Raw genomic sequence first — 2,404 nt, forward strand, 5'->3', positions numbered from 1 at the left:
CGGCCCCGTCTACCGAACGGCCCCGCCCCGCGAACGGCCCCGACGGTCGGCCGTGTGGGGCCTCGCGGGCCTTCGGGCTGTGCGGGTCGGCCTTCCTCGTCTCCTCGTCTCCTCGTCTCCTCGTCTCCTCGTCTCAGCGCCCCAGCGCCCCAGCGCCCCAGCGCCCCCGCGTCCCCGCGCCCCCGCGTCCCCGCGCCCCCGCGCTCCCCGTCGGCGAAACCGGATGATCAGGCGTGATGGGATCACTTGCGGCTATCGGGCGCAAGGGGGGCGCATGGGTGCAGATCGGGGGGCGCAATGAAGGGTGCCCTATCCGCTGCGCTATTCGGGTCACTACGCTCCGTACTCGGATGACATTTCATACGACCACCGGGCATCGTCGGCCAAACCGTCCTCCGCGAGTTCCCGGCAGGTCGTCCCGTCCTCTCCGAGTGCATGCGGGCCCGATCACCCACCGGCCCGACATCCGGCCCGGAAACCGGACCCACGGCACAGCACAAGCAACGCACCACCACCAAGAGCAGCCTGGCCCGCGCGCGGCGGCACCGAGGACGACCACCGTCGCGGCGATCCCGGCATGCCCGCACCGGACGGTCGGGGAGGGAACACCGATGGCCGCGCGATCACAGGCGACGAGGCAGCCCAACGAGAGATTGACCGCACTGATCCAGGAGGCCGGCTGCTCCAACGCGGGGCTGGCCCGCCGGGTCAACATGTGCGGGGCGGAACACGGCATGGACCTCCGCTACGACAAGACCTCGGTGGCCCGCTGGCTGCGCGGACAGCAGCCGCGCGGCGCCGTACCGAACCTGATCGCCGAGGCGATCGGGCGCAAGCTCGGCCGCCCGGTCACCGTCGAGGAGATCGGCATGGCCGACGGTCGCAGCCTCGCGACCAATGTCGGCCTCCAGTTCGCCGCGACGCCGGCGGCCACCGTCGAGGTGGTCACCGAGCTGTGGCGCAGCGACGTCAACCGACGCGACTTCCTGCTCAACTCCTCCGTCGCGGTGGCCGCCCTGGTGGCGCCCAGCCGGGACTGGTTGATCACCGAGCCGGACGCGCAGGTGGCCCGCATCGGCGGTCCTCGGGTCGGGGCGTCCGACATCGAGGCGGTGTGCGCGACCACTGAGATGCTCTCCGCGCTCGACCACCGGTTCGGCGCCGGGCACATCCGCCCGGTCGTCGTGCACTATCTGGGCAGCGTGGTGAGCCAGTTGCTCAACGGGACCTATTCGGACGAGACCGGCCGCGCGCTGTTCGCCGCAGTGGCCCGCCTCACCGAGCTGGCCGGTTACATGGCCGTGGACACCGGCCAGCCGGGTCTCGCCCAGCGCTACTACATCCAGGCCCTGCGGCTGTCCCAGGCCGCGGGCGACCGCGCGTACGGGGGCTACGTGCTCGCCGCCGGGATGAGCCACCTGGCCGGCAGTCTCGGCAACCCGCGCGAGATCACCCAACTCGCGCGCGCCGCGCAGGAGGGCGCGAAATCCGAGGCCACGCCCACGACGCAGGCGATGTTCCACGCGGCCGAGGCGCGCGGGCACGCGCTGCTCGGCGACGGGCGCGCGTGCGAGTCCTCGCTGTCCCGGGCCCGGTCCGCGATGGACCTGGCCGTGCCCGACGAGGATCCCGAATGGATAGCGCACTTCTCGCCGGCGTATCTCGCCGACGAGTTCGCGCACTGCTACCGCGACCTCGACCGCCCTCGGTCGGCCGAGGCGGCGGCGCGGGACGCGCTCGACGGGCACGCGGAAACCCGCGTACGCCGGCGCGCGGTCGACACATTGCTGCTCGCCACCGCCCACCTCCAACAAAACCGGCTCGACGAGGCGTGCGCGGTGGGCACCCAGGCCCTCGACCTGGTGGGGCGCCTGCACTCGGCACGTGGCGACGAATACCTCAAGGACTTCCAGCGGCGCCTGGAGCCCCACCGGGAGGAGTTCGTGGTCCGCGAGTTCGCCGAAGCCGTACACGCCGTCCCGGTCTGATCCCACCCGACATCCGACACCCGCGTGCCCCCGCCGGACGGCGAACCGCTGTTCGTGGTTCGAACGTCTGAGTTACCGTCTGGCGGGACAGGGGACACCCGCCACCGCTCGATCGACGTGATCGGTGGCGGTGGTGCGGAACGGTTCGAGGTGACGAGCGGGTGGGTGGCATGGGATCCGGTGGAGCGGGCGACGGCGCGAGGCAGGGCCCGAACGGCGAGGTCCCCGGACCCTCGCCCTTCGGCCCGCTCGAACTCCCGCGCGACGAAACCGAGGTGCTGCCGCGGTTCGACGAGTACGGGGGCTACGAAGGGCAGGAGCCGCACCAACCGCACCAGCCCTACCAACCCCAGCAGCCGTACGGGCAGCCACACACCCCCAACCCGCAGTACGCGCCGCAGCCGGCCCCACCGGGC

Annotated in this window: 1 protein-coding gene and 1 pseudogene; both read left to right on the top strand. The window is 72.4% G+C overall.

Features of this window, described 5'->3' with window-relative positions; all coding sequences use genetic code 11:
• Window positions 1–611: 611 nt before the first annotated feature.
• Window positions 612–1,988 carry a transcriptional regulator gene (locus GT354_RS19445; RefSeq protein ID WP_161357572.1) on the top strand — a complete coding sequence of 459 codons (1,377 nt, stop codon included), beginning with the start codon at window positions 612–614 and terminating at the stop codon, window positions 1,986–1,988.
• A gap of 170 nt (window positions 1,989–2,158) precedes the next feature.
• Window positions 2,159–2,404, top strand: a pseudogene (locus GT354_RS19450) (hypothetical protein); the annotation flags it as partial.

Origin of the sequence: Streptomyces sp. SID3343 (genome assembly GCF_009865215.1) — a bacterium.
GTDB lineage: Bacteria > Actinomycetota > Actinomycetes > Streptomycetales > Streptomycetaceae > Embleya.